The organism is Pseudomonas sp. UBA4194, assembly GCF_002379585.1.
Classification (GTDB): domain Bacteria; phylum Pseudomonadota; class Gammaproteobacteria; order Pseudomonadales; family Pseudomonadaceae; genus Aquipseudomonas.
The window spans coordinates 64,400-90,237 of the sequence record NZ_DFUE01000042.1; the positions used below are offsets into that span (position 1 = coordinate 64,400).

Consider the following 25,838-nt stretch of genomic DNA (forward strand, 5'->3'; position numbering starts at 1 on the left):
GCTCAAACCTGTGGGAGCGGGCTCTGCCCGCGATGAGGCCGACACAGCCACTGATGAACCTCAAAAAACACGCAAAAAAAAGGCGCCCATCTAAGGCGCCTTTTTTTCGAATATGGTCGGGGTAAGGGGATTCGAACTCCTGACATCCTGCTCCCAAAGCAGGCGCGCTACCGGACTGCGCTATACCCCGGTACAAAAAAGGCACCCCGAAAGGCGCCTTCTTTGGTGCCTGATGCTGTTAAACACCAGGACTTCCTTAAGATCTGACCCGGCGAACCGGAATCAAAAATGGTGGGTCGTGTGGGATTCGAACCTACGACCAATTGGTTAAAAGCCAACTGCTCTACCAACTGAGCTAACGACCCAAATATGGTCGGGGTAAGGGGATTCGAACTCCTGACATCCTGCTCCCAAAGCAGGCGCGCTACCGGACTGCGCTATACCCCGATATGAAATTTGGCTCCGTGACCAGGACTCGAACCTGGGACCCAATGATTAACAGTCATTTGCTCTACCGACTGAGCTATCACGGAACTATCAATTTCAGTACATCTACAACTGCTACAGCTTCAAGCCTGTATCACTACCGCCTTGAACTCTTCGACCTGTTCGCATCGCTGCGTTCATGTCTCTGAGGCGCGCTATTCTACAATCTTCAAAACCCCTGTCAACCCTTAAATCGCTTTCAAGACACTGATTTGCAACTTTTTTTCAGAACCGGGTGAAACGTTCGGCTCTGCGGGATGACCGACAGCGGGGCGCACTTTACAAGCCTTGAAATGAAAATGCAACGGGAAATCAATGGGGTGTGTCAGATCGGGCCTCATCGCGGGCAGAGCCCGCTCCCACAGGATCAATGGGTGCCGGTCATTTCCGATACACCCCTATTTCGGTGGGAGCGGGCTCTGCCCGCGATGGCGACCTCCCTCACACCACGTTACCCAAAAACAATCTCATCATCTGCCACCGACGCCGTCACCGACGTGCCCGGCAGGAATCGCCCGGACAGGATCAACTGCGCCAGCGGGTTCTCGATCCAGCGCTGGATTGCCCGCTTGAGGGGCCGCGCGCCGTACACCGGGTCGTAGCCAACGGCAATCAGCTTGTCCAACGCCTCGTCGCTCAGTTCCAGGCGCAGCTCGCGCTCGGCCAGGCGGCTGCGCAGGCGGGCCAGTTGGATCTGGGTGATACCGGCAATCTGATCCCGGGCCAACGGCTCGAAGATCACCACCTCGTCGATACGGTTGACGAACTCCGGCCGGAAGTGGCTACCCACCGCGTCCATTACCGCCGCGCGTTGCGCCTCGCGGTCGCCCACCAACTCCTGAATCCGCGCCGACCCCAGGTTGGAGGTCATCACGATCACGGTATTGCGAAAGTCCACCGTACGGCCGTGGCTGTCGGTCAGACGGCCGTCTTCAAGCACTTGAAGCAGCACGTTGAACACATCCGGATGCGCCTTCTCCACCTCGTCCAGCAGCACCACCGAGTACGGCTTGCGGCGCACGGCTTCGGTCAGGTAGCCACCCTCCTCGTAACCCACATAGCCCGGTGGAGCACCGATCAGCCGCGCCACGGAATGCTTCTCCATGAACTCGGACATGTCGATACGCACCATGGCTTCTTCGGTATCGAAGAGAAACTCGGCCAGCGCCTTGCACAACTCGGTCTTGCCCACGCCGGTAGGGCCCAGGAACATGAACGAGCCACTGGGGCGGTTGGGGTCCGAGAGGCCGGCACGTGAGCGCCGTACCGCATTGGAGACAGCCACCACGGCCTCGTTCTGACCAATCACACGCTGGTGCAAAAGGCTTTCCATCTTCAACAGCTTTTCACGCTCGCCTTCGAGCATCTTGGACACCGGAATCCCGGTCCACTTGGACACCACTTCGGCGATCTCTTCCTCGGTCACCTTGCTGCGCAGCAGTTGGTTGTCGCTCTTGCCGTGCTGGTCGACCATCTGCAGGCTGCGTTCCAGATCCGGGATGACCCCATACTGCAACTCGGCCATGCGGCTCAGGTCGCCACGTCGACGGGCGGCTTCCAGCTCCTGGCGGGACTGTTCGATCTTCTGCTGAATCTGAGCAGAGCCTTGAACCTCGGCCTTCTCGGACGTCCAGATTTCCTCGAGGTCGGCATACTCACGCTCCAACCGATTGATTTCTTCGGTGAGCTTCTCCAGGCGCTTGATCGCGGCCTCGTCGTCTTCCTTCTTCAGTGCCTGGGATTCCACCTTGAGCTGAATCAGGCGGCGCTCCAAACGGTCCAGCACTTCGGGCTTGGAATCGATTTCCATGCGAATACGGCTGGCGGCTTCGTCGATCAGGTCGATGGCCTTGTCGGGCAACTGACGATCGGTGATGTAGCGATGGCTGAGCTTGGCCGCCGCGATGATCGCGCCGTCGGTGATGGCCACCTTGTGGTGCACTTCGTAGCGCTCCTTCAGGCCGCGCAGGATGGCGATGGTGTCTTCTTCGCTCGGCTCCTCCACCAGCACCTTCTGGAAACGCCGCTCCAGCGCTGCATCTTTCTCTATGTATTGGCGGTACTCATTGAGCGTGGTCGCGCCCACGCAGTGCAGTTCGCCGCGAGCCAGGGCCGGCTTGAGCATATTGCCAGCGTCCATGGAGCCTTCGCCCTTGCCGGCGCCGACCATGGTGTGCAGCTCGTCGATGAACAGGATGATTTGCCCTTCCTGCTTGGACAGATCGTTGAGCAGCCCCTTGAGGCGCTCTTCGAACTCGCCGCGGAACTTGGCGCCGGCGATCAACGCCCCCATGTCCAGGGACAGCAGGCGCTTGCCCTTGAGGCCGTCAGGCACTTCACCATTGATGATGCGCTGCGCCAGGCCCTCGGCAATGGCGGTCTTGCCCACACCGGGCTCGCCGATCAACACGGGGTTGTTCTTGGTACGGCGCTGCAGGACCTGGATGGTGCGGCGAATTTCATCGTCGCGGCCGATGACCGGGTCCAGCTTGCCCTCTTCGGCGCGCTTGGTCAGGTCGACCGTGTATTTTTCCAGGGCCTTGCGCGATTCCTCGGCGTTGGGGTCATTGACCGCTTCACCGCCGCGCAGGTTGACGATGGCGTTTTCCAGCGCTTTCTTGCTCACGCCCTGACCGAGCAGCAATTTACCCAGCTTGCTGTTCTCGTCCATGGCGCCCAGCAGCACCAGCTCGCTGGAGATGAATTGATCACCCTTCTGCTGCGCCAGGCGGTCAGCCTGGTTGAGCAGGCGCGCCAGGTCCTGGGACATGTTGACGTCGCCGGTAGGGTTCTGGATTTTCGGCAGCTGGTCGAGTTCCTTGCTCAACGCCTTGCGCAGGCTGTTGACGTCGAAACCGACCTGCATCAGCAGGGGCTTGATGGAACCGCCCTGTTGGTCGAGCAGCGCCTGCATGAGGTGGGCCGGCTCGATGGCGGGATGATCCATACCCACCGCCAGGGATTGGGCATCGGATAAGGCTAATTGCAACTTGCTGGTCAAACGGTCTATACGCATGAGTCACCTTCCTAATGGGGCAGGCCGGAGCGATGGACACACCTGATGAAGAAAACCTGCCAGAGATGACAGTTAGATGGGGGGTGTTGGGGAAGATTCAAGGATGGGGGTTGCAAACAATGCTGTGGTGTGCCAATACCGGCCCCTTCGCGGCTTCACGCCGCTCCTACAAAAGCCCCCCCTGTAGGAGCGGCGTAAAGCCGCGAAGAGGCCCCTGAGCCGTACAAAAAACCATACAAACCTGTGGGAGCGGGTTCTACCCGCGATGAGGCCCTGAAGCCCTGCACACTTCCATACAACCCTGTGGGAGCGGGTTCTACCCGCGATGAGGCCCGCCGCCGCGCAGCTACTCTTCCAGCCACACCACCGAAGCAAACCGTCCGGTACGCGCAGCGCGACGATACGAGAAAAACCGCTCATCCTCGATCGTGCACAGCCCTCCCCCGTACACCGCCGTCACCCCCACCGCCGCCAGACGCAAACGGGCCAGGGCATAGATGTCGGCAATGAACTTATCGGGGGCCGCCCCAGGCACAAAAGCCTCAGCGGTTTGCGGATGGGTAGCCAGGAAGGTTTCGCGCACCTCGGCGCCCACCTCGAAATTGCGCGGCCCGATCGCCGGGCCCAGCCACACCAGCAACTGATCCGGCGACTCGGCAAAACTGTGAACGGTGGCTTCGAGCACCCCGTTGGCCAGTCCTCGCCAACCGGCGTGGGCCGCCGCCACCTGCGTGCCGTTGCGGTTGCAGAACAGTGCAGGCAGGCAGTCAGCCGTCATCGCCGTACAAGCGATGCCAGGGGTGGTGCTCCAGCTGGCGTCGGCTTCCAGCACCCGCGCCGGATCGGCCTCGACCACCTTGATACCGTGGACCTGGCTCAACCATGCCGGCAGGATGCCGAAGTGTGAGGTCAAACGCTGGCGATTCTGGGCCACGGCCTCGGCGCTGTCGCCAACGTGATTGCCCAGATTCAGGCTCGCATAGGGCGCCTCGCTGACGCCCCCTTCACGGGTAGTCACGCAGGCCCTGACCCGCTCTGGCGCCGGCCAGTCGGGAATCAGCAGGCCCTGCGCGAAGTCATTCACCCGACGAATGCCTCGCGATCCTGCTTGAGCAGGGAGAGCAGCCAGACGAAATCGTCCGGCAGCGACGACTCCCACCCCATGCGCTCACCGGTGGTCGGGTGATCCAGCTCCAGGAAGCGCGCGTGCAGCGCCTGGCGCGGGAAGGTTTTCAGCGCATCGACCATGGTCGCGCTGGCGGCCGGCGGAATGCGGAAGCGACCGCCATAGGCCTGATCGCCGACCAACGGGAAGTTGATGTGCGACATATGGACACGGATCTGGTGAGTCCGACCGGTTTCCAGCTTCACCCGCACATGGGTGTGGGAACGGAAGCGCTCGAGCACGCGGTAGTGGCTGACAGCCTGCTTGCCGCCTTCCATCACCGCCATGCGCTGGCGCTGCTGGCCGTGCCGACCGATGGGCGCGTTGATCTTGCCGCCGGCGGTGACCACGCCGATGACGATGCACTCATAGATGCGGCTCACCGACCGGCTCTGCAACTGAGCGACCAGTTGGGTCTGTGCCTGGATGGTCTTGGCGACCACCATCAGACCGGTGGTGTCCTTGTCCAGACGATGGACAATGCCCGCGCGCGGCACATTGATGATGTCCGGCACGTGGTGCAGCAGGGCATTGAGCAAGGTACCGTCGGCATGACCGGCGGCGGGATGCACCACCAGGCCCGCGGGCTTGTTGATGACAAGGATCTGGTCGTCTTCGTAGACGATGTCCAGTTCGATGTCCTGGGCCACCCATTCACCTTGCGCCTCTTGCTCGGCATTGAGCTCGAGCACGGAGCCGCCATGCACGGTATCGCGCGGGCGCAGCACGCCCCCGTCCACGGTCAGGCGGCCCTCTTTTATCCAGGCGGAAAGGCGCGAGCGCGAGTGCTCGGCGAACAATTGGGCGGCGACTTGGTCGAGGCGTTGACCGCCCAAATCGGACGGTACCTCTGCGCGAAGTTGTATGATCTCGGACATGCTCGGACTAGGCGGCGGCACAGCCTTTGGTTTCAGCTGCACGCTTGTGGTTAAATACGGCGTCTTTTGCCCCGGGGGTTCCACGGGGTGCTCATCATAACAGGACGGCCACGCCCGAGACAGCGGCCGTTTATAGGGACGCAAGCCGCCATGCAAGTGAAACACCTGCTGCTGATCGCCATCCTCGGACTCACCGCGGCCTGTTCTTCGACCAAAGAGGTCGTCGATGAAAACCTCAGCGAAGTCGAGTTGTACCAGCAGGCACAGACCGACCTGGACAACAACAGCTACACCAGTGCCACCGCCAAGCTCAAGGCCCTGGAGTCGCGTTACCCGTTCGGGCGCTATGCCGACCAGGCGCAGCTCGAGCTGATCTACGCCAACTACAAGAACTCGGAGCCCGAAGCCGCCAAGTCCGCTGCGGAGCGCTTCATTCGTCTGCACCCGCAGCATCCGAACGTCGACTACGCCTACTACCTCAAGGGCCTGACCTCGTTCGACCAGGACCGCGGCCTGGTGGCGCGCTTCGTGCCGCTGGACATGACCAAGCGTGACCCTGGCGCCGCCCGCGACTCCTACAACGAGTTCGCCCAGCTGACCAGCCGCTTCCCCAACAGCCGCTACGCGCCGGACGCCAAGCAGCGCATGATCTACCTGCGCAACCTGCTGGCTTCCTACGAAATCCACGTGGCCGACTACTACCTGACCCGTCAGGCCTACGTCGCCGCCGCCAACCGTGGCCGCTACGTGGTGGAGAACTTCCAGGAAACGCCGTCCGTCGGCGACGGCCTGGCTGTGATGACCGAAGCCTACATGCGCCTGCATCTGGACGACCTGGCCGCTACCAGCCTGGAGACCCTGAAAACCAACTATCCGGACCACCCAAGCCTGGATGACGGCAAATTCGTGCCCCAGCAGGATGAAGCGGACAACCGCTCGTGGCTGTCCAAGGCCACTCTGGGCTGGATCGGCAACAACACCGACCCACTGCCGCCGGGCGAAACCCGCGCCAACCAGGACGTGCAGCGTCAGTACCAGGAAGCCAAGGACGCCATTCCCAAGGAGCTGTTGCCAGCCTCCGAGGGGGGTACCGCCGAAGAGCAGGAACCCGCGGCTGAGGAAGGCAAGAGCCGTTCCTGGTTCAGCTACGCCACCTTTGGTCTGTTCGACTGAGAAATCGGGTTGGCGGATTGAAAAGAAGGGGCCTGCGGGTCCCTTTTTTTGTTTGTGGGAGTTGGGGTGTTAATTCTGGCCTCATCGCGGGCAGAGCCCGCTCCCACAGGGGATCTTTGGGGCTTCAGGAGGGCGGGAAGATCCGCTGATCATTGTGGGAGCGGGCTCTGCCCGCGATGACGCCAGCCTGAGCACTGCAACCTCTAAACCCTATGACCATCGCTTGCTCACCACCGCCCCCCCTCCTACACTGCGCCATCTCCCTCACCAAAGCTGAACACCCCCATGATTCGCCTGATTTTCTGGATCGCCGTCGTTTTTGCCGCCATCTGGCTATGGCGCAAGTTCAACGCCCCCGCCCGTCAGCCTCGCGGCGACGACAAACCGGCCTCATTGACCATGGTTCGCTGCGCCCAGTGTGGCGTGCATCTGCCCCAGGACCGTGCCCTGCGCCGCGACAGCCACTGGTATTGCAGCCAGCCTCATCTGGAGCAAGGGCCGACCAACGGTGCCCGCTGAAGCTCAATTTCTAGGGGGTGCCCAGGCGCAGCGAATGCTGCGTCTGTACCACCTCTACCGCCTGACCATCGGTTTGTCGCTGGTGCTGCTGATCTCCAGCAACATGGACAACCGCTTGCTGGAACTGGCCGATGGCGAATTGTTCCGTACGGGCAGCTGGCTCTACCTGATTCTCAACATCCTGGTCGTGGTGCTGATGGGCAATCCCCGTCGGCTGCTGCCGGTGTTCAGTCTGGCCACCACGGATATCGTCCTGCTGGCCGGGCTTTTCTATGCCGGAGGCGGTACTGCCAGCGGCATCGGCAACCTGATGATTGCCTCGGTGGCCATGGGCAACCTGTTGGTACGCGGCCGCCTCGGACTCTTGATCGCTGCCCTTGCCACCATCGGCATCATCTACCTGACGTTCTACCTCAGCATCTCGCGCCCGGCCGCTGCCAACGACTACCTGCAAGCCAGCACCCTGGGTGTGCTGTGTTTCGCCGTGTCGTTCATGGTGCAGGGCCTGGGTCGGCTGCTGAGCACCAGCGAAAACCTCGCTGAACAACGCGCCAGCGATATGACCAATCTGGAGGCGCTGAATGCTTTGATCCTGCAACGCATGCGCACGGGCATTCTGGTACTGGACGCCGAACTTCGGGTGCAGATGGCCAACCAGGGGGCTTTGAGTCTGTTCGGGCGGCTGCACCTTCAGGACGAATTGATCGCCGACCATTCCCCCGACCTCATTGAACGCCTGCTGCAATGGCAGACCAATCCGGCGCTGCGGGTCAAGAGCCTCAAGCTCAAGGCCACCGGGCCGTCGATTCAGGCCAGCTTCATTGCCCTGCGCCGCGGCGGCGAACAGCAGCAGACGCTGATCTTCCTCGAGGACCTGTCGCAGATCGCCCAGCAGGCGCAACAGCTCAAACTGGCCGCACTGGGTCGGCTGACCGCCGGCATTGCCCACGAGATACGCAATCCATTGGGTGCGATCAGCCATGCAGGGCAGTTGCTGCAGGAGTCTGACGAGTTGCCGGAGAGCGACCGGCGGCTGACGCAGATCATTCAGGATCAGTCCAAGCGCATGAACCTGATCATCGAAAACGTGCTGCAGCTGTCGCGACGTCGGCCCGCTGCCCCGGAGCCGTTGGACCTCAAGGCATGGCTGGAAAATTTCGTGGCCCAGTTCCGCACCGTCGCCCGCGCCGGCCAGCAGTTGCACATGTACGTGACCGACGGCGCGCTACACACCCGGATGGATGCCAATCAGCTCACCCAGGTGCTGAACAATCTGGTGGAAAACGGCTTGCGCTACAGCGCCCAGCACCACGGCACCGCGCAAGTCTGGCTGAACCTGTTCGTCGATCCGACCAACGGCCTGCCGATACTGGAAGTGCTGGACGACGGCCCCGGTTTCCCGGCAGATCAGCTGCAGCACATGTTCGAGCCGTTCTTCACCACCGAAAGCCAGGGCACGGGGCTGGGCCTGTATATTTCCCGCGAGTTATGCGAAAGCAACCAGGCGCACCTAGACTACAGAGCACGTGAGAGAGGGGGCAGCTGTATGCGAATCACCTTCGCCCACCCGCGCAAACAGGGATGACTATGAGCGCTCGGCAAAAAATTCTGATCGTGGACGACGAGCCGGACATCCGCGAACTGCTGGAGATCACCTTGGGGCGCATGAAGCTGGACACCCGCAGCGCCCGGAATGTCAAAGAAGCGCGCGAGTGGTTGGCCCGCGAGGCCTTCGACCTGTGCCTGACCGACATGCGCCTGCCCGACGGTACCGGGCTTGAGCTGGTGCAGTTCATCCAGCAACGTTATCCACAGGTGCCGGTAGCGATGATCACCGCCTTCGGCAGCCTGGAAACGGCGATCAACGCCCTCAAGGCCGGCGCCTTCGACTTCCTCACCAAACCGGTGGACCTGGCTCGCCTGCGTGAACTGGTGGGCACTGCCCTGCGCATGCCTGCCCCTGTGCCTGTGGGCAAGGAGCCCAGCATCGACGAACGCCTGCTGGGCGACTCGCCGCCGATGCTGGCGCTGCGCAAGCAGATCGGCCGCTTGGCGCGCAGCCAGGCGCCGGTGTACATCAGCGGCGAATCGGGTAGCGGCAAGGAGCTGGTCGCCCGCTTGATCCACGAGCAGGGCCCGCGCGCAGACCGGCCCTTCGTTCCGGTGAACTGCGGGGCGATCCCTGCCGAGTTGATGGAGAGTGAATTCTTCGGCCATCGCAAGGGCAGCTTCACCGGCGCCACCGAAGACAAGCCAGGGCTGTTCCAGGTGGCCCATGGCGGCACCCTGTTTCTGGATGAAGTCGCAGACTTGCCGCTGGCGATGCAGGTCAAGCTGCTGCGGGCCATCCAGGAGAAGGCCGTGCGCACAGTGGGTGGGCAAACCGAGAACGTGGTGGACGTGCGTATCTTGAGCGCAACCCACAAAGACCTCGCCGACGAAGTGACGGCCCAGCGCTTTCGCCAGGACCTGTATTACCGGCTCAATGTGATCGAACTGCGCGTGCCCTGCCTGCGCGAGCGCCGCGAAGACATCCCGCTGATTGCCAGCAACGTGCTCAAGCGTCTGGCGGGCGGCCAGGCGCCTGCCCAACTAAGCCCCGAGGCGCTGGAAACCCTCAAGGGCTACCGCTTCCCCGGCAACGTGCGGGAACTGGAGAACATGCTCGAACGGGCGTACACGCTGTGTGAAGACGAGCGTATCGAGGCCAGCGACCTGCGCCTGAGCGAGTCGGCAGCAGCGCCGGAAGCCGGTGAGCCCAGCTTGGCGGAGGTGGATAATCTGGAAGATTACCTGGAGAGCGTGGAACGCAAGCTGATACTGCAGGCGCTGGAAGAGACGCGCTGGAACCGAACAGCGGCAGCGCAGCGGCTGAATATGTCGTTCAGGTCGATGCGGTATCGGTTGAAGAAGTTGGGGTTGGATTAGGCCATGGCTGGGGATCGGTGGTGACGGGTCCCCTCACCCCAGCCCTCTCCCTTGGGGAGAGGGAGCCGATCGCGTACTACAGGAGAGAACCTACACCAACCCCAATCGCGCATCCGGCGCGTACAGCCCAGCGTCCATTACCGGTGGCCTCCCCACCAGCAAATCCGTCAGCAGCTCACACGAAGCGGGTGCCAGCACCAGCCCGTTACGATAATGCCCGCAATTCAGCCACAGCCCCGGATGCCGCTCCAGCGGTCCAATGAAGGGAATCCCCTCCGGCGACCCTGGGCGCAACCCTGCCCAATGCTTCACCGGCGTTGCGTCCGCCAGCGCCGGCAACAACTCGATCGCCGACAGTTTCAGACTTTCCAGCGCATCCAGCGTCGGTGTCTTGTCGAAACCGGCGTGCTCCAGCGTACTGCCCACCAGAATATGTCCATCACGCCGTGGAATCGCGTAGCGCCCCTTGGCCAGTACCATGGTCGGCAGAAAGTCCGCCTCGCACTTGAACAGAATCATCTGCCCTTTCACCGGCTCCACCGGCAAGCCAATGCCCAGAGTCTGCAACAACTCCCCGCTCCAGGCGCCGGCGGTCAACACCACCTGATCGCTGCGCACATCGCCCTCGGCGGTGCGCACCCCCACGACCCGATCGCCATCGCGCAGGAAACCGCCGACCTCGCAATGCTCACGCAGGGTCACATTGGGCATTGCCTGTAACGCCGCCTTCAGCGACTTCACCAACCGCGGATTGCGCACATTGGCCACCCCGGCCATGTAGATCGCCCGCTTGTAGCCGCCACCCAGCGCCGGCACGGCATCGTAGGCGGCCGAGATATCCACAGCCGACAGCGGCCGCCGATTGCGCTCGGCCCAGGCCAGCGCCTGGGCCTCATCGTCCAGGTCCAGCCAGTAAAGGCCGGTGGTGTGCACTTCGGGATCGATACCCGTGGCGGCAGCCAGTCGCTCGCCCAGCTGTGGGTAAAAATCCTGCGACCAATGAGCCAAAGCCGTCACCGCCGGGCTGTAACGCCATGGGTACAGCGGCGACACGATACCGCCGCCCGCCCAGGAGGATTCCTGGCCCATGGCACTGCGGTCGATCAGGGTGACATGGCCGCCGTGAGCAGCCAGGTTGTAAGCGGTCAGCAAGCCAATGACGCCGCCGCCGACGATCAGGGTGTGTTCGTGCATCGAAGTGTCCAAAGCAGGCTCAGCGGCCCCAGCAGGAGGCGGAGGTGGTGCCGGCGGCCATGCCGGTGTTGGTGCGGGCGCCGGTTTGATCGATGACGAAGCTGCCACACTTGTCGCCCACCATCATGGCCCCCGCCCTTGGCGCTGCGGTCAGGCTGAAGGCAGTGGCATTCTTCACCGTTACCACGGTGTACCAGGTGTTGCCAGCCACATCGGGCACATCCGCATAGGAGCCCGTCCGGGTAAACGCACGCTCGAATGTCTGGGCGCCTTCGACCAGCACTTGGCCAATCTCCACCCGGTGTGTGCGTCTCACGTACTCGGTATAGCTGGGGTAGGCGATAGCGGCCAGAATCCCGACGATCGCTACCACAATCATCAACTCGATAAGGGTAAAGCCTTGCTGCTTGTGCATACGGACACTCATTGTCGTTGTTGCCACATGATACGGCGGTTCAGGTTGCTGCCCGGGTCGGGGACTGCGGGACCGCCGGGGGCGGGGCCACTGTCGCCGGTGTTGGGCGTCTGGATCGCAACCTTTTCGTCACCATTGGCGTCGACATAGGACACCACGGACGCCGTGTTGATCAAGCCACCCGCCACCACCATCCCGGACGTGGCCTCGGTGCCGCCAAAGATATTGAAGGTGGTGATCATCTTGCCAGATTCCGCATTCACCTCCATCAACTTGCTCGAACCGGCGCTGGCACAGGGGTCGCTGGTATCGAGGATTGCCGTGGTGAAGTACACCCGCCCATCGATCAGCAATGCCGGGTACAGCACCCGCTCGCCCGTGGAAGTGGTGCCGTAGGTCAGCGGCATGTACCAGCCCTTGCGGGTGTTGTAGTCCACATCGTTCTGGCTGGTATAGACCTTGTTACCGGTGATGTTGGTGATGGTCTGGCGTTGCAGCATGGACTCGGTGTAGTTGGCGGTAGCGCCATTGGCGTCGACCACGGCGTAGAACGCCTGGGTGGTTGTGGTGGTCTTGTCCGCCACTTCATTGAGCTTGCCCGTGCCGAAGAAGATGATCTGCCGGCCTTGGGTGTAGCTGCCGATGGTCGGCTGGGCGGTGATCGCCTGTGTCGCCCCACCTGAAGCGGTGAACAGTGGCGTATTGGAGAAGCCCACTACGCCATTGGTAGTATTGGTGAAGTCGAACTTCCACAGGCGCCCCTTCAAGTCCCCGCCATAGGCATACTGCACGACGCCTTGGCTGTTGACCTCCAACGCCACCGATGAAAGTCCGTTATCCGTTTCGCCGGAGTTGACGATGGGCGTCTGGATCTCTTTGATCAATGCCCCTGTGGACAAATTGACCACAAACAGCGAAGCCCGACCGGTTGTGCTGCCGTAACCGTTGGAGATAAAGGCCGCCCAGGTGCCATCCTTGAGACGGGCCACTTCCGGCTTGCCATAGGCATACCCCATGTTGCTGTAGCCTGTGGTGTTGTTGGAAATCTCCCACAGCGCCCGCGTGGTGTTGCTGCCCCCGGCTTCGAACAGTTGCAGGGCGTAGTAGGCCCGGCCACCGGCCCCTACCCCACCCAAGGCCAATGTTTTCCAGCTGTTGTTGACCTGGGCGTCGGCCACGGTGAGTTGGCCGTCGTTCATGAACTTGTGGCCAACGCCATTGATGTAGTTGGGATTGGCCACCGCACTCAGGTTGGACAGCGTCGTTGATGGCAGGTACGCATAGCGCCGGGTGCCGTCGGTGTTGAGGACGTTGGTCATGCCATCGTTGCTGTTGACCACCAGGCTCGCACTCATGCTCGCAGCCTTGATTCCAAGGTAGGTGGTATAGCTGAAATCACCCGTAGTGTCGGAGCTGTTGATGGCAGTGGGCGAAGCGTACACGAGCGGCGAGTTGATGATGTCGCCGAGCAGTACCGAGCGCACTTTGAGCCCGGTCTTGTTGGTACCCTTGGTCCACTCGACCAGATCATTGGCGGACACAGGTTTCTCAAGCGTACTCAGACTCGAGGCGCCGGAACCCAGGGTAAGGATCTGGGCGGGTGAGAAATTGAGCAACGAAAGCGTTATCGGTTGGCCAGTCAATATGTTCCATGACTGAAACGTCGTGGTGCCTGCGGTCTTGATCTTGTCGTCCGTGCTCCACACCGGTGGAGAAGTCGGGTTGCCGGCGCTGTCGAGGTTGTAGGCGCGTACCGTGCCGCGCCAGTCGGTAGGATCGTAGAACGTCTGGAAATACAGGGAAGAGGCCGTCAGGTTGACCGAGTTGACCGCGCCACCGCCGCCCGAGCCGGCTTTGGAGGAGATGTCGTTCAGCGCAGAGGTCAGTGCCGCGCTGAGCTCGTCCGCACCGGTCGCCTGGTAATACTTGCCCTGTCCGTAACCCGCTTTCTCCGCAGCGTCCCGGAGCATCTGGTTGTTGGCGGCAAAACCCACCGTGTAGGTGGACATGTTCTGCTTGGGAAAGTCGGCGGCATCCCAACTTTTACCTGCCGCGTCGGTTCCACCTGAACGCATATCGATGTCGTAGGCGAACTTGGCGATATCATCCAGGTAGAGGGTGTCGCCCTCACCGTCGCCATTGAGGTTATCGCCGTCGTTGCTGCTGTCGCCGTCCCAGTTGGGCAGTCGCGCTCCACCCTGTGGGTCATTGGTGGGAAAGGTACGGTCATAGGTAGGCAGACCATCGGTGATCACCACACCGTAGTTCTTCTGGCAGCGATACTGGATGGGGCTGGTGTAGGTGCTCGGCGTGCTGTTGTAGTACGGCGACATGCCCCGGAAGTACCGGGTGACTTCGTAATACGCTTCGGCCAAGGGCGTGTTGGCAATGGAGCGCAAGTCGCCGATGGCGTCCTGCAGGGCATTGTAGTTGGCATTGGTGGCCGTGGACGTGGTGCTGATGTCGGCAATACCCCGCGAGATAAATCCACCCGGGCCTGAGTCCCCCGAGCGCGGCGAGTTGAAGGTGGCCAAACCAATGCGCAATGTACGGTTGGCGTCGACAATCGCGGAGGCGGAGTTGCGCGCCACATTGATACGCGAGTCTGTCGGGATGGTGCCGTCCAGGTAGTTCTTGGTGGTGGTACCGCTGGGCAAGAGGTCGATCAGATACGAGATGTAGCGCGCCGAATAACGCGTATTGCCGCCGCCGACCGGATCGGGCAGACGAAGGCAGTATCTGGTCCCGTTGGGACGCAGGAAACCAGAATAGTTGTTCGCGCAGTTACCTTGGCGGAACGCACTATAGAACAGGTTTTCATTGTCCATATCGACGTTGTAGTACTGGTTGCACGAGTTGCTGTAGCCGCAGATGTAGATCTGCGTTCTCGATACCGACTGATCGAAACCCGGCGCGCGGATGAGGTTATCCATACTGCCGGAGTCATCCACCAGCAGCATCACGTTCGGCGTCACCGAGCCCGAACTCAGCAGGGGTGAATCCGAGGGCGTGAACGCATACAAAGGCGCACTGACGTAAAGCCCCATCACCAGGCCCAGACAGAACTTGAACACACCGCGCCATTTACTGCTGCTTGGCATAGATACTCTCCAACACGGTTCGCGAAGTACCTTGGATGCCTACTCCGGTGATGCGGTACAGCTCGTAGAATTTTCGGGTGGTATTGATGGGCACACCACTGGCGATGATCGAAGGGTTGTTCGTGGTGCCGACTTTCTGGATAGCGTAATAGCCCGACCCGGACTGCACCCACACCACCCCGTTGGCGGCGGCATAACTGCTCGTACCGATGGTGTTGGCAGTGGTGGGCGGGGCGCAGTTGGCGGCGGTGTTGCAGAACGTCTGGGTATAGGCCGTGGCCTTCACGGTGTTCTCGCCCAGACGCAACATGGCCTCCGCTATCTGGAACGAGCCGTTGCGCAAGGTCACGCTACCCGCCATCTTTTCCTGCAATGTGGCGTTCTGCATCGACGAAACGCCTATCAGGGTAAGCAGCAGCAGAAACACCAGGCAGACCACCAGGGTCATCCCTCGTTGCCCGCTCGCGGCCCGGTAACGGGTTCGAATACTCATGCAAGCCTCATCACAGCAGCCGGTTGCGCAAGGCAATCACGGTATTGAACGTGCGGGTCTGCGCCCGCGTGTTGGGTGCTGCCGCCTGATCGGCCACCCGCAGACTGATACGCACGCTGCGGATCAGATCGAAGTTGGTCGGCGTGGCGACGTAACTGCTCGCATTGATGTTGTTTACCGATGAAGCCACGCCGAAGGACACGTCAAACGCCAGGACGTTGCTGATCAGCGGGCTTTGGTTGTTCGCCAGATTGCCTGCCAGTACCTGGTTGTTGTTGAACGTATAGACGATGCGGCGTATCGGGATGACCTGCTGCCCTACCACTGCAGCAGGCATGTTTGCCGGGGTGAAGGCGGTGGAGAAGGTCCGGCAGTCGGTCAATATGTTCCAGTTGGCATTGGTGCCGTTGTTGCCGACATCCGCGGTGATCAACGTCAGAATCACACTGTTGTTGGCGCCCCGGGTAATGCTGATGGGCGTTCCATAGGCGGCCGCGAAATCACCGTTGATGCTGCTGTCCAACGGGTTGGCCTGGCATCCGAAAAAACCGGCCATGCGTATTTCCTGGGTCATCTTGCTCAGCAGGAATCGCGCGTCCTCCTGAATACCGGCCGCGGCATTCTGGCTCTGATAGGTGTTCTTGGCGGCCAGGAATATCTGCGTGACCCCCAGCACGATGATCAGGCCCAGGGTCATGGCCACCATCAGCTCGATCAAACCGATGCCCCGTGATGAGCGTCTCATTTGATCCCCTTGTCGATGGCCACGCGACTGACCAGCGTGTAGGTCTGCAAGCCGTCGCCGGCCGTCTGGGTGTTGGAAACGCTGCTGGCATTGGCGGCGCGGCTGTCGCTCCACCTCACGGTAATGGTGACGGTCCTGCCGTCGACGGCAATGCTGCTACCGTCACCCACGCCATTGGGGGCGATGGCGCGGATATTGGCGGCGAAGTCGATCAAATCCTGAGTGCGGGTATCGGCTGCCGTGCCCGTGGGCGCGGCGCTCAGATTGGCCAGCACATAGTTGGCATCGGGATTGGCGCGGATGCGGTCCATCATGTCATAGGCGATGAAACTGGCCTGACTGGTGACCGCCGAACTGTCGGTGAACTTCAGCGCGTTGAGCTGCAAGGCCGCTGCACCGAGCAGGCCGATGCCCATGATCAGCAGGGACACCAGCACTTCGATCAGGCTGACACCGGTTTGTCTGGCCGCCGATTTCATGGGCAGGCCCCTCCCAGAATGACCCGACCGTTGAGGCATACGCCAATGTTCCTGGTGAACGTGCCGCGGGTATAGACGAACGCCACCGCAGTCGTCGGTGTGGCCAGGGCGCCGAGATTGTTGTATTCGATGAAAGCCAGGTTGTTGGGTGTTACCACTGCGGATGTGGCCATGGGCGCAATCACTCGATAAACCGGCGCAACGACCGAGCCTCCGCTGACCCCCTGGATCGTCAGTGTGCTGGTCCAGGTGTTTGCGGTGCCGGGCGTGATCCGTACGTTCACACCTCTGTTTATCGCCTCCAACCGCGCATAGTTGAGGGCGCGATACAAATCGGTCGATTCGGTATCGGCCTTGGTGTTGTTCATCAGGCTGACAAACGAAGGAATCCCGACTGTCACCAGAATGGCCAGCACTGCGACGGTGACCATCAACTCGACCAGCGTAAATCCCTTGTAACCATGCCGCATTGGACGCCTCCCCCAAGGAGCACCGACTATAAACCAGCGCTTGCGCGGTTTGGTGCGGGCACAGGATATACGGTTGTTTCGGGGGGATCAGCGCATTTTTGCAAGGTTCTTGCGGGCACCTGTGCAGCCAGGCATCACCCAGGGAGGGTACGCATGAACAAGGGAATGACGTTGGTGGAATTGCTCGCAGTGCTGGCCATTGCGGGAATCCTGGCCATGCTGGCGGTACCGTCGTTACAGGGTTTTGTGGCGGAGCAGCGACGGCAAGTGGTGGCCAGAGAACTGGCGGCAGCCTTGCGCACGGCACGCATGGAGGCCATTACCCGGCAGGCGCCGGTGGTCGTTCGGGCCTTCTATAACGGTTGGAGCTGGGGATGGACCACCGCGCTGGACATTCGCGGCCTGCGCAATGCCCCGAGGACGGTGCTGCGCCGGCATGTTCTGGACGGCCAAACGCGCATCGTGGGAAATCTGTGGCTGAAGAACGAAGTCCGTTTCGACAGCTCCGGCGCGCCTACAGGCACCGCAGGCCACTCCAATATCGGCTCACTGTACCTGTGCGACACGCAGCGGCCCCTGATGCGCCTGCGGATCGTGCTCGACTGGGTCGGCAGGATTCGGCTGACCGACCAGCTCGACCGTGGCACCACCGACGCCTGCGCCAAACCTGTCAAACGATAGCCTTGACCCGCAATTCCTTGGGCACCGAGAACGTGATGTTCTCCGGCCGGCCGATCAGTTCTTCCGCACCCGAGGCGCCCCACGCGTGCAACTGCTCGATCACCGCCCGCACCAGCACCTCGGGCGCCGAAGCACCGGCGGTGATGCCGATCCGCTGTACGCCATCGAACCAGCTCTGCTGCATGTCCTCGGCGCCATCGATCAGGTAGGCCGGAGTGGCCATGCGTTCGGCCAATTCGCGCAGACGGTTGGAGTTGGAGCTGTTCGGGCTGCCGACCACCAGCACCACGTCGCACTCGTCTGCCAGTTGTTTCACGGCGTCCTGGCGGTTCTGCGTGGCGTAGCAGATGTCGTCCTTGCGCGGCCCGCCGATGGCTGGGAATTTTGTCCGCAGGGCATCGATGACCACACTGGTGTCATCCATCGACAATGTGGTCTGGGTCACGAAAGCGAGGTTTTCCGGGTTGATCACCGTCAGTTGGGCGACGTCGTTCTCGTTTTCCACCAGGTAGATGGCGCCGCCGTTGCTGGCGTCGTACTGCCCCATGGTGCCTTCGACTTCGGGATGGCCGGCATGGCCGATCAGAATGCATTCGCGGCCGTCGCGGCTGTAGCGGGCGACCTCGATGTGCACTTTGGTGACCAGCGGGCAGGTGGCGTCGAAGACCTTCAGGCCGCGCCCGGCGGCTTCCTGGCGCACGGCCTGGGATACGCCGTGGGCACTGAAGATGACGATGACGTCGTCGGGCACCTGGTCCAGTTCTTCAACGAACACGGCGCCACGGTTACGCAGGTCTTCGACCACGAACTTGTTGTGCACCACTTCGTGACGCACATAGATCGGTGGGCCGAAGACTTCCAGCGCGCGGTTGACGATTTCGATCGCCCGGTCCACGCCAGCGCAGAAGCCACGGGGGTTGGCGAGTTTGATTTGCATGCTTGCCTCGGTGCCCTAAAGGGCCGTGACCGAAAGAATTTCCACTTCGAAGTTGAGCGTCTTGCCGGCCAGTGGATGGTTGAAGTCCACTGTGACCTGGTCGCCATCAAAGGCTTTTACCACGCCCGGCAACTCGGTGTTGGCGGCATCGTTGAAAATCACCAGCAAACCCTCCGACAGCTCCATGCCTTCGAACTGCGAAGCCGGCATCACCTGCACGTTCTGCGGGTTGGGCTGGCCAAAGGCGTTTTCCGGCAGCACCCTGACGGTACGCTTGTCACCGGCCTTGAAGCCGAACAGCGCGGCTTCGAAGCCCGGCAACAGGTTGCCGTCGCCGACCTTGAACGTGGCAGGCGACTTGTCGAACGTGCTGTCGACGGTATCACCGTTTTCCAGGTGCAGGGCGAAGTGCAGGGTCACTTCGGTGTTTTCCCTGATCCGCTGTTCAGTCATGCACCGCTTCTCCGCTTTTCTTGCTCTTGAACATATCCAACGCCAGCATGATTGCGCCGACGGTGATGGCGCTGTCGGCGAGGTTGAACGCCGGGAAACGCCAGCGATCCTGCCAGTGCACCAGAATGAAGTCCACGACGTGGCCGAGCACCACCCGGTCGAACAGGTTGCCGACGGCACCACCGAGCACCAGCGCCAGGGCGATGGCCAGCCAGGTGTCGCCGCGGCCCAGACGCTTGAGCCACACCACCAGCACCACACTGACCACCACCGCGATCAGGGTGAACAGCCAGCGCTGCCAGCCACCGCTGTCGGCCAGAAAGCTGAAGGCGGCGCCGGTGTTGTAGGCCAGGGTCCAGCTGAGCAGGTCGGGGATCACCACGATCTGCTCGTACATTTGCAAGGTGCCGTCGAAGTAGAACTTGGTGGCCTGGTCCAGCGCCATGACCAGCACGCTGAGCCACAGCCACTTCAAGTGCCCGAAGCGACCGAATGACGCCGATGAATCAGGCATAGTGACGCACCTCGCCATCGCCGCTGATGTTGTCCACGCAACGGCCGCAGATTTCCGGATGCTCCGGGTTCACGCCGACGTCGTCGCGGAAGTGCCAGCAGCGGGCGCATTTGACCCCGCCCGACTTGACCACTTTGAGCTTGAGCCCAGCCACGTCGGTGACCACGGCATCGGCCGGGGCCTGGGCGAACGGTGCCAGGGTGGCGCCGGAAGTGATCAGCACGAAGCGCAGCTCGTTGCCCAGCTTGGCCAGGTCGGTATTCAGGGCGTCTTCGCTGTACAGGGTGACTTCGGCCTGCAGGTTGCCGCCGATCGCCTTGGCCGCACGCTGGTTTTCCAGTTCCTTGTTGACCGCGGTCTTCACCGCCATCACCCGCTCCCAGTAGGCGCGGTCCAGCTCGACGCCTTCGGGCAGCTCGGTCAGGCCCTGGTACCAGGTGTTGAGCATCACCGACTCGTTACGCTCGCCCGGCAGGTACTGCCACAGCTCGTCGGCGGTGAACGCCAGGATCGGCGCGATCCAGCGCACCAGCGCTTCGCTGATGTGGTAGAGCGCGGTCTGGCAAGAGCGCCGGGCAACGCTGTTGGCACCGGTGGTGTACTGGCGGTCCTTGATGATGTCCAGGTAGAAACCGCCCAGCTCCTGCACGCAGAAGTTGTGCACCTTGGAATAGACGTTCCAGAAACGGTACTCGGTGTAGTGCTCTTCCAGCTCGCGCTGCAACAGCAGTGCGCGGTCCACGGCCCAGCGGTCCAAGGCGATCATTTCGTCGGCCGGCAGCAGGTCGGTGGCCGGGTTGAAACCGCTGAGGTTGGAAAGCAAAAAGCGCGCGGTATTGCGGATGCGGCGATAGGCATCGGCGCTGCGCTGCAGGATGGTTTCCGACACGGCCATTTCGCCGGAATAGTCGGTGGCCGACACCCACAGGCGCATGATGTCGGCGCCCAAGGTGTCGTTGACCTTCTGCGGAGCGATGACGTTGCCCAGCGACTTGGACATCTTGCGGCCGTTCTCGTCCACGGTGAAACCGTGGGTCAGCAGCTCGCGGTACGGGGCGTGATCATCGATGGCGCAACCGGTCAGCAGCGAGGAATGGAACCAGCCACGGTGCTGGTCGGAACCTTCCAGGTACAGGTCGGCGCGCGGGCCGTTTTCATGACCCATCGGGTGCGAGCCGCGCAGCACGTGCCAGTGAGTGGTGCCCGAATCGAACCAGACGTCCAGGGTGTCGCTGATCTTGTCGTAGTTGGCCGCCTCGTCACCCAGCAGCTCGGCTGGGTCCATCTTGAACCAGGCCTCGATGCCTTCGACTTCGACGCGCTGGGCCACTTCCTCCATCAGCTCGACGGTGCGCGGGTGCAGCTCACCGGTCGCCTTGTCGAGGAAGAACGGAATCGGTACACCCCAGTTGCGCTGGCGCGAGATGCACCAGTCGGGGCGGTTGGCGATCATCGAGTGCAGACGCGCCTGGCCCCAGGCCGGGACGAACTTGGTCTGCTCGATGGCTTTCACCGCGCGTTCGCGCAGGGTATCGCCTTCGACTGGCGGCTTGTCCATGCCCACGAACCACTGCGCGGTGGCGCGGTAGATCAGCGGGGTCTTGTGACGCCAGCAGTGCATGTAGCTGTGGCTGACCACTTCGGTGTGCATCAGCGCGCCAACTTCAGCCAGCTTGTCGACGATGTTCTGGTTGGCCTTGAAGATGAACTGGCCGCCGAAGAACGGCAACGACTCGACGTACACGCCGTTGCTCTGCACCGGGCTGATGATGTCGTCATTGGTCAGGCCGTACTGCTTGCTGGTGACGAAGTCGTCGACACCATAGGCCGGGGCACTGTGGACCACGCCGGTACCGGCGCCCAGTTCGACGTAGTCGGCCAGGTACACCGGCGACAGGCGGTCATAGAACGGGTGACGGAAGTTGATCAGTTCAAGCTTGGCGCCCACCGTGGTGGCGATGGCCGAGCCTTGCAGGTTGTAGCGGGCCAGACTGCTTTCGACCAGTTCTTCGGCCAACACCAGCAGGCGGTCACCGACGTCCACCAGGGCGTAGGTGAATTCGGGATGCACGTTCAGCGCCTGGTTGGCCGGGATGGTCCACGGGGTGGTGGTCCAGATCACGATGCTGGCGGGCTTTTCCAGGCCCGGCAGGCCGAAGGCGTTGGCCAGCGCCTGCTGGTCGGCGATCGGGAAGGCCACGTCGATGGTCGGCGATTTCTTGTCGGCGTACTCGACCTCGGCTTCTGCCAAGGCCGAACCGCAGTCGAAACACCAGTTCACAGGCTTGAGGCCCTTGAACACGAAGCCGTTTCTGACCATTTCCGCCAGGGCGCGGATTTCTCCGGCCTCGTTGGTGAAATTCATGGTCTTGTAGGGGTTGGACCAGTCGCCCAGCACGCCCAGGCGGATGAACTCGGACTTCTGCCCTTCGATCTGCTCGCTGGCGTAGGCGCGGCACAGTTCGCGGGTCTTGTCGCCGCCCAGGTTCTTGCCGTGGGTGACTTCGACCTTGTGCTCGATCGGCAGGCCATGGCAGTCCCAGCCTGGCACATACGGGGCATCGAAGCCGGCCAGGGTCTTGGAACGGATGATCATGTCCTTGAGGATCTTGTTGACCGCATGACCGATGTGAATGTTGCCGTTGGCATAGGGCGGGCCGTCGTGCAGGACGAACTTGGGACGGTCCTTGCCAATTTCGCGAAGCTTCTGGTACAGGCCAATGCTGTCCCAGCGCTGCAGAGTTTGCGGCTCGCGCTGGGGCAGGCCGGCCTTCATTGGGAAGGCGGTGTCCGGAAGGTTTAGCGTGGCTTTGTAGTCGGTCATTTCAGGCTCTTCAATTTAAGCGGTTGGCTTTGCCCAGTGGGCACGAGCGGCGGCGACATCCGCAGCGATCGCCGACTTCAGCGCCTCCAGCGAGGCGAAACGCTGCTCATCACGCAGCTTGTGGTGGAACGCCACCGTTAAATGCCGGCCATAGAGGTCACCGGCAAAGTCCAGCAAATGCACTTCCAGGTGGGCACTGCCATCACCTGCAACAGTTGGCCGCACGCCTATGTTGGCGACTCCCGGCCAGGCTTTGCCGTCGATATCGACGCTTACCAGGTAGACCCCGGTCAGCGGCACGCGACGGCGTTTGAGTTGCACGTTGGCGGTTGGCCAGCCCAGCTGGCGCGCCAGCTTCTGCCCGTGCAATACCCTTCCTTCGATGCAGAAGGGGCGGCCGAGCAATTGCCCGGCGGTGTCGAAGTCGGCAGCCGCCAGGGCCTTGCGGACCTGGGTACTGCTCACCCGCATGCCGTTCATTTCGACGGTTTGTGCGGCTTCGACGGAAAAACCCTGCAGGCTGCCGGCCTGGGTGAGGAAGTCGAAGTCCCCTACCCGATCGCAGCCGAAGCGGAAGTCGTCACCGACCTCCAGATGTTTCACACCCAGGCCGTCGACCAGGATGGTGTCGACGAACTCGGAGGCGCTGAGCTTGCACAGGCGCTGGTTGAAGGCCAGGCACAGCACCCGATCGATGCCCTCCTCGGCCAGCAACAGCAGCTTGTCGCGCAGGCGAGCCAACCGGGCGGGCGCGGTCTGGGGCGCGAAGTACTCGCGCGGCTGGGGTTCGAAAATCACCACGCAGCTGGGTACACCCAACTCCAGGGCGCGCTCGCGAAGCCTGGCCAGGATAGCCTGGTGGCCGCGGTGAACACCGTCGAAATTGCCAATAGTGGCGACACAGCCCCGATGCTGGGGCCGCAGGTTGTGGAGGCCTCGAACCAGCTGCATAACGCGCTTCTTGCTCATAAAGTGGTCGATTATAACCACACCCACGCGCCGACGACAGGCGACAGCGTGCATGGATGTGCGCTAATTCGGAAAACCGATGCCTGGCGCACCGCCTTGGCGCGCCTGACCTGGCCCTGCGGCTTCAGGCAAGGCCGCGGCGGGCGAAATCCTTGAGCCGGAAACCGAGGGCCAACAACATCCCGAAATACACCACTACACCCGCCAGCACCAACAGCCCCAGGCGCATGAAACGTTCGAGCATCTGTCCTTCACCCCACGCTGGCATGTAGTGCATCAGCACCAGCAGCACCGCCGACATCGCCAGCACGGCGACGCACAGTTTGCCCAGGAACACCGCCCAGCCGGGTTGCGGCTGGAACAGGTCCTGCTGGCGCAGCTTCCAGTACAGCAGGCCAGCATTGAGGCAGGCGCCCAGGCTGATGGCCAGCGCCAGGCCCGCATGCTGCAGATGAGTGATGAACATCAGGTTGAACAGCTGGGTGGCCACCAGGGTGAAGATGGCAATCTTCACCGGCGTACGGATGTTCTGCTGGGCATAGAAGCCCGGCGCCAGCACCTTGATCAGAATGATGCCGAGCAAGCCGATGGAATAGGCCATCAGTGCCCGCTGGGTCATGGCCGCGTCGAACGCGCTGAACTTGCCGTACTGGAACAGCGCCACCGTCAGTGGTTCGGCGAGGATGGCCAGGGCCAGCGCGCAGGGCAGCACCAGCACGAAGCACAGGCGCAGGCCCCAGTCGAGAATCCGCGAGTACTCGTGGCGATCCTTGTTGGCGTAGGTCTTGGCCAGCGTCGGCAGCAGGATGGTGCCCAGGGCCACGCCCAGCACCCCGGATGGCAATTCCATCAGGCGATCGGCGTAGTACATCCACGACACCGAGCCTGCGACCAGAAACGAGGCGAAGATGGTGTTGATGATCAGGGAAATCTGGCTTACCGATACCCCCAGGATCGCCGGCAGCATCTGCTTCATGACGCGCACCGCGCCGGTGTCCCGCAGGCTCAGGCGCGGCAGCACCAGCATGCCGACCTTCTTCAGGTGCGGCAGTTGATACAGCAATTGCATCAGCCCGCCGGCCAGTACCGCCCAGCCCAGCGCCATGACGGGCGGGTCGAAGTACGGGGTCAGAAACAGGGCGAACACGATCATCGCGACATTGAGCAGCGTCGGCGTGAACGCGGGCACCGAGAAACGGTTGTAGGTGTTGAGGATGGCGCCCACGAACGACGACAGCGAGATCAGCAATATATAAGGAAAGGTCACCCGCAGCAGGTCGGTGGTCAGCTGGAATTTTTCCGGGGTATCGGCAAAACCTGGTGCAGTGGCCCAGATCACCCAGGGCGCGGCGAGCACGCCAACCACCGTTACCAGGGCCAGGGCCAGGGTCAGCAGGCCGGCGACATAGGCGATGAAGGTCCGAGTGGCCTCCTCGCCCTGCTGATGCTTGTATTCGGCGAGGATCGGCACGAACGCTTGGGAAAACGCGCCTTCTGCAAAGATACGCCGCAGCAGGTTGGGTAATTTGAAGGCAATGAAGAAGGCGTCGGTGGCCATGCCGGCGCCGAAGATACGCGCCACGATGGTATCGCGCACAAAGCCCAGCACTCGCGAAACCATGGTGATGGAGCTGACCGCAGCCAGGGATTTGAGTAGATTCATCGAAAGTTTTTCATGCCTGTAGACGAAGAGCAGGCCCACATCCGGCCCAGGTGTGCGATACTCCGCGCCGCATCAGCAGGCAGAGCCAAAACCCCGCGAGTGTACAGGTCACTGGGAAGAAGTGAATCACTTCGACGCCGGGCCGACCACTCAGCAGTTCGTCTCAAGTACCCTTGACAACCTATTCGTTGATGGGCATGATTCGCGGCCTTATTTGTTTGCTATTTCAAAAAGTCTTTCGAGGAGCTCGACGGTGGCCAACTCACCTTCCGCCAAAAAACGTGCAAAACAGGCTGAGAAGCGTCGCAGCCACAACGCCAGCCTGCGTTCCATGGTTCGCACCTACATCAAGAATGTAGTCAAAGCCATCGACGCAAAAGACGCCGAAAAAGCACAAGCTGCTTATGTTCTGGCCGTGCCAGTTATCGACCGTATGGCCGATAAAGGCATCATCCACAAGAACAAGGCTGCTCGTCATAAAGGCCGTCTGAATGGCCACATCAAAGCACTGAACCAGGCTGCTGCTGCCTGATCAGCTGTTTGATGTAGAAAAAGCCGACCTCAGGGTCGGCTTTTTTGTGGGCGGGGTTTGGTGGCGCGGCATGTTGCATGTTGGCTGACCGGGGGTTTTGGGGTGGATGGTCCCCTCACCCCAGCCCTCTCCCTAGGGGAGAGGGAGCCGATCACCGTCAGTCGATACACCGCGATCCGCTTTTAGCTCCCTCTCCCCTAGGG

The 25,838-nt window shown here is 61.8% G+C and carries 22 protein-coding genes and 4 tRNA genes; 6 read left to right on the forward strand and 20 right to left on the reverse strand.

What is annotated here, in order from left to right; all coding sequences use genetic code 11:
• Nucleotides 1-113: 113 nt before the first annotated feature.
• The 7 genes from B3397_RS11145 to rluD form a co-directional block, all read right to left on the reverse strand.
• Nucleotides 114-190 (reverse strand) — tRNA-Pro (locus B3397_RS11145).
• Between the two features lie 99 nt (nt 191-289).
• Nucleotides 290-365, reverse strand: a tRNA-Lys gene (locus B3397_RS11150).
• A 5-nt stretch (nt 366-370) separates the two neighbouring features.
• Nucleotides 371-447, reverse strand: a tRNA-Pro gene (locus B3397_RS11155).
• A gap of 10 nt (nt 448-457) precedes the next feature.
• Nucleotides 458-533: transfer RNA gene (locus B3397_RS11160), tRNA-Asn, on the reverse strand.
• 404 nt (nt 534-937) lie between these two features.
• Nucleotides 938-3,502, reverse strand: coding sequence for an ATP-dependent chaperone ClpB (gene clpB / locus B3397_RS11165; protein WP_296249957.1), 2,565 nt, complete (start codon nt 3,500-3,502; stop codon nt 938-940).
• Between the two features lie 346 nt (nt 3,503-3,848).
• Nucleotides 3,849-4,586 (reverse strand): peptidoglycan editing factor PgeF, encoded by a 738-nt coding sequence (gene pgeF / locus B3397_RS11170; protein ID WP_296249958.1) that lies wholly within the window; start codon nt 4,584-4,586, stop codon nt 3,849-3,851.
• Nucleotides 4,583-5,545: a 23S rRNA pseudouridine(1911/1915/1917) synthase RluD gene (rluD, locus tag B3397_RS11175; RefSeq protein WP_296249959.1), complete on the reverse strand. Its 963-nt coding sequence runs from the start codon at nt 5,543-5,545 to the stop codon at nt 4,583-4,585. The genes pgeF and rluD overlap by 4 nt, the downstream gene beginning before the upstream one ends.
• Nucleotides 5,546-5,695: 150 nt before the next feature.
• Here rluD and B3397_RS11180 point away from each other — a divergent pair, with 150 nt between their 5' ends.
• The 4 genes from B3397_RS11180 (at nt 5,696) to B3397_RS11195 (ending at nt 10,165) form a co-directional block, all read left to right on the forward strand.
• The gene (locus tag B3397_RS11180) at nt 5,696-6,718 is read left to right on the forward strand and encodes an outer membrane protein assembly factor BamD (protein WP_296249961.1); all 1,023 of its coding nucleotides are present in this window, start codon (nt 5,696-5,698) and stop codon (nt 6,716-6,718) included.
• Nucleotides 6,719-7,003: 285 nt separating this feature from the next.
• Nucleotides 7,004-7,237: a PP0621 family protein gene (locus B3397_RS11185; RefSeq protein WP_296249962.1), complete on the forward strand. Its 234-nt coding sequence runs from the start codon at nt 7,004-7,006 to the stop codon at nt 7,235-7,237.
• Nucleotides 7,227-8,822, forward strand: coding sequence for a sensor histidine kinase (locus tag B3397_RS11190; protein WP_414704373.1), 1,596 nt, complete (start codon nt 7,227-7,229; stop codon nt 8,820-8,822). Before B3397_RS11185 ends, B3397_RS11190 begins: the two co-directional genes overlap by 11 nt.
• 2 nt (nt 8,823-8,824) lie before the next feature.
• Nucleotides 8,825-10,165 (forward strand): sigma-54-dependent transcriptional regulator, encoded by a 1,341-nt coding sequence (locus tag B3397_RS11195; RefSeq protein ID WP_296249965.1) that lies wholly within the window; start codon nt 8,825-8,827, stop codon nt 10,163-10,165.
• 90 nt (nt 10,166-10,255) lie between these two features.
• On the opposite strand, the gene thiO is transcribed toward B3397_RS11195, so the two are convergent.
• The 7 genes from thiO to B3397_RS11230 are packed head-to-tail and all read right to left on the reverse strand — an operon-like array spanning nt 10,256 to nt 17,062.
• Nucleotides 10,256-11,359 (reverse strand): glycine oxidase ThiO, encoded by a 1,104-nt coding sequence (gene thiO / locus B3397_RS11200; RefSeq protein ID WP_296249967.1) that lies wholly within the window; start codon nt 11,357-11,359, stop codon nt 10,256-10,258.
• Between the two features lie 19 nt (nt 11,360-11,378).
• Entirely contained in the window at nt 11,379-11,774 is a 396-nt protein-coding gene (locus tag B3397_RS11205; RefSeq protein WP_296249970.1) for a type IV pilin protein, read from the reverse strand.
• 8 nt (nt 11,775-11,782) lie between these two features.
• A complete protein-coding gene (locus B3397_RS11210) occupies nt 11,783-14,875 on the reverse strand; it encodes a pilus assembly protein (protein ID WP_296249971.1) in 3,093 nt (1,030 codons plus the stop codon).
• A complete protein-coding gene (locus tag B3397_RS11215) occupies nt 14,859-15,368 on the reverse strand; it encodes a pilus assembly PilX family protein (protein ID WP_296249973.1) in 510 nt (169 codons plus the stop codon). Before B3397_RS11215 ends, B3397_RS11210 begins: the two co-directional genes overlap by 17 nt.
• Before the next feature lie 10 nt (nt 15,369-15,378).
• Nucleotides 15,379-16,113 carry a PilW family protein gene (locus B3397_RS11220; RefSeq protein ID WP_296249974.1) on the reverse strand — a complete coding sequence of 245 codons (735 nt, stop codon included), beginning with the start codon at nt 16,111-16,113 and terminating at the stop codon, nt 15,379-15,381.
• Nucleotides 16,110-16,598, reverse strand: a complete 489-nt coding sequence (gene pilV / locus B3397_RS11225; protein ID WP_296249992.1) for a type IV pilus modification protein PilV — start codon at nt 16,596-16,598, stop codon at nt 16,110-16,112. The genes B3397_RS11220 and pilV overlap by 4 nt, the downstream gene beginning before the upstream one ends.
• A complete protein-coding gene (locus B3397_RS11230) occupies nt 16,589-17,062 on the reverse strand; it encodes a GspH/FimT family pseudopilin (RefSeq protein ID WP_296249975.1) in 474 nt (157 codons plus the stop codon). The genes pilV and B3397_RS11230 overlap by 10 nt, the downstream gene beginning before the upstream one ends.
• 153 nt (nt 17,063-17,215) lie before the next feature.
• Between B3397_RS11230 and B3397_RS11235 the strand changes: the two genes are divergently transcribed.
• Complete coding sequence (locus tag B3397_RS11235) at nt 17,216-17,743, forward strand: GspH/FimT family pseudopilin (RefSeq protein ID WP_296249976.1); 528 nt, start codon at nt 17,216-17,218, stop codon at nt 17,741-17,743.
• On the opposite strand, the gene ispH is transcribed toward B3397_RS11235, so the two are convergent.
• The 6 genes from ispH to murJ all read right to left on the reverse strand — a co-directional run bounded on the left by ispH (nt 17,733) and on the right by murJ (nt 25,103).
• Complete coding sequence (ispH, locus tag B3397_RS11240; RefSeq protein WP_296249977.1) at nt 17,733-18,680, reverse strand: 4-hydroxy-3-methylbut-2-enyl diphosphate reductase; 948 nt, start codon at nt 18,678-18,680, stop codon at nt 17,733-17,735. The genes B3397_RS11235 and ispH overlap by 11 nt on opposite strands.
• 15 nt (nt 18,681-18,695) lie before the next feature.
• Nucleotides 18,696-19,133 carry an FKBP-type peptidyl-prolyl cis-trans isomerase gene (locus tag B3397_RS11245; protein ID WP_296249979.1) on the reverse strand — a complete coding sequence of 146 codons (438 nt, stop codon included), beginning with the start codon at nt 19,131-19,133 and terminating at the stop codon, nt 18,696-18,698.
• Nucleotides 19,126-19,647 (reverse strand): signal peptidase II, encoded by a 522-nt coding sequence (gene lspA / locus B3397_RS11250; RefSeq protein WP_296249981.1) that lies wholly within the window; start codon nt 19,645-19,647, stop codon nt 19,126-19,128. Before lspA ends, B3397_RS11245 begins: the two co-directional genes overlap by 8 nt.
• On the reverse strand, nt 19,640-22,471 hold the full coding sequence (gene ileS, locus B3397_RS11255) for an isoleucine--tRNA ligase (RefSeq protein WP_296249982.1): 2,832 nt from the start codon (nt 22,469-22,471) through the stop codon (nt 19,640-19,642). Before ileS ends, lspA begins: the two co-directional genes overlap by 8 nt.
• 15 nt (nt 22,472-22,486) lie before the next feature.
• A complete protein-coding gene (ribF, locus tag B3397_RS11260; protein ID WP_296249984.1) occupies nt 22,487-23,422 on the reverse strand; it encodes a bifunctional riboflavin kinase/FAD synthetase in 936 nt (311 codons plus the stop codon).
• Nucleotides 23,423-23,564: 142 nt separating this feature from the next.
• Entirely contained in the window at nt 23,565-25,103 is a 1,539-nt protein-coding gene (gene murJ / locus B3397_RS11265) for a murein biosynthesis integral membrane protein MurJ (RefSeq protein WP_296249986.1), read from the reverse strand.
• 253 nt (nt 25,104-25,356) lie between these two features.
• On the opposite strand from murJ, the gene rpsT reads away from it, so the two are divergent.
• Nucleotides 25,357-25,635 (forward strand): 30S ribosomal protein S20, encoded by a 279-nt coding sequence (gene rpsT, locus B3397_RS11270; protein ID WP_043192805.1) that lies wholly within the window; start codon nt 25,357-25,359, stop codon nt 25,633-25,635.
• Nucleotides 25,636-25,838: the final 203 nt, after the last annotated feature.